The sequence below is a fragment of the Pseudoroseomonas cervicalis ATCC 49957 genome (assembly GCF_000164635.1).
In the GTDB taxonomy this organism is placed as follows: domain Bacteria; phylum Pseudomonadota; class Alphaproteobacteria; order Acetobacterales; family Acetobacteraceae; genus Pseudoroseomonas; species Pseudoroseomonas cervicalis.
The window spans coordinates 1-1,024 of sequence record NZ_GG771059.1 but is presented as its reverse complement, the minus strand read 5'-3'; the positions used below and the strand labels follow the sequence as shown (position 1 = coordinate 1,024).

Below are 1,024 nucleotides of genomic sequence, written 5' to 3'. Positions count from 1 at the left end.
CTGGAGCTGCCCCCCGCCCCGCCCGCCCAGGGCGGGCTGGTGCTGGGCCGCACCGTGCCGGGGGCGCGCGTCACGCTGGATGGCCGCAATGTCTCGGTCGCAGCCGATGGCCGCTTCGCCATCGGCTTCGGCCGCGAGGCGGGGCCGGGCGCCACCCTGACCGCCACCGCCCCGGATGGGCGGCGGGAGAGCCGCGCGCTCAACGTGACGAAGCGCGAATGGGACATCCAGCGCATCAACGGCCTGCCGCCGGCGATGGTCAGCCCGGACCAGCGGCAGCTCGCCCGCATCCAGGCCGAGCGCGCGCGAATCGCCGAGATCCGCAAGCTGGACAGCGACCTGACCTTCTTCGCCGAGGGCTTCGACTGGCCGGCGCGCGGCCGCATCAGCGGCGTCTTCGGCAGCCAGCGCATCCTGAACGGGGAGCCGCGGGCACCGCATCTCGGCCTCGACATCGCCGCCCCCACCGGCACGCCCTGCCACGCCATGGGCGGCGGGCGGGTGGTGCTGGCCGACGATCTCTATTTCACCGGCAACACCGTGCTGCTCGACCACGGGCATGGGGTGGTCAGCCTCTACGCGCATCTCTCGGCCATGGATGTGCGGCCGGGCGAGATGCTGGCCAAGGGCCAGCGCCTGGGCGCGATCGGCGCCACGGGCCGGGTGACGGGGCCGCATCTGCATCTCGGGCTGAACTGGCTGGCCACGGCGCTGGACCCGCAGCCCTTGCTGCCGGGTTGAGCGCGGCAAGAATCCTTTCAACCTGCCATCAAAAAAACGCGGCTCCTTCATCGTCGCGTAAGCATCGGGGCGGCATTGGAGCGCGCATGACCACGCTCCTCGCCCACCGCCCCCGCCCCGCCACCTCGCCCGAGACGCTGCGGGATGCCGGCCCGATCGAATCGCCGCTGGTGGCGCTGTTCGAGACGGCGCCCTCGGCCGAGGCGGCGCTGCGCAGCGCCGGCGCGGTGGCGCTGCGGCATGGCGGCGACGGGGTGGTGCTGCTGGCGCCGCTGCCCGGGCT

At 73.8% G+C, this 1,024-nt stretch carries 2 protein-coding genes; both read left to right on the top strand.

The features are described from left to right. Window positions 1-741 (top strand): M23 family metallopeptidase (locus HMPREF0731_RS21710; RefSeq protein ID WP_007006400.1); only part of this gene is annotated, 741 nt, incomplete at its 5' end. Between the two features lie 86 nt (window positions 742-827). Continuing rightward, a partial coding sequence (locus HMPREF0731_RS21705; RefSeq protein ID WP_040614368.1) for a hypothetical protein occupies window positions 828-1,024 on the top strand: 197 nt, incomplete at its 3' end.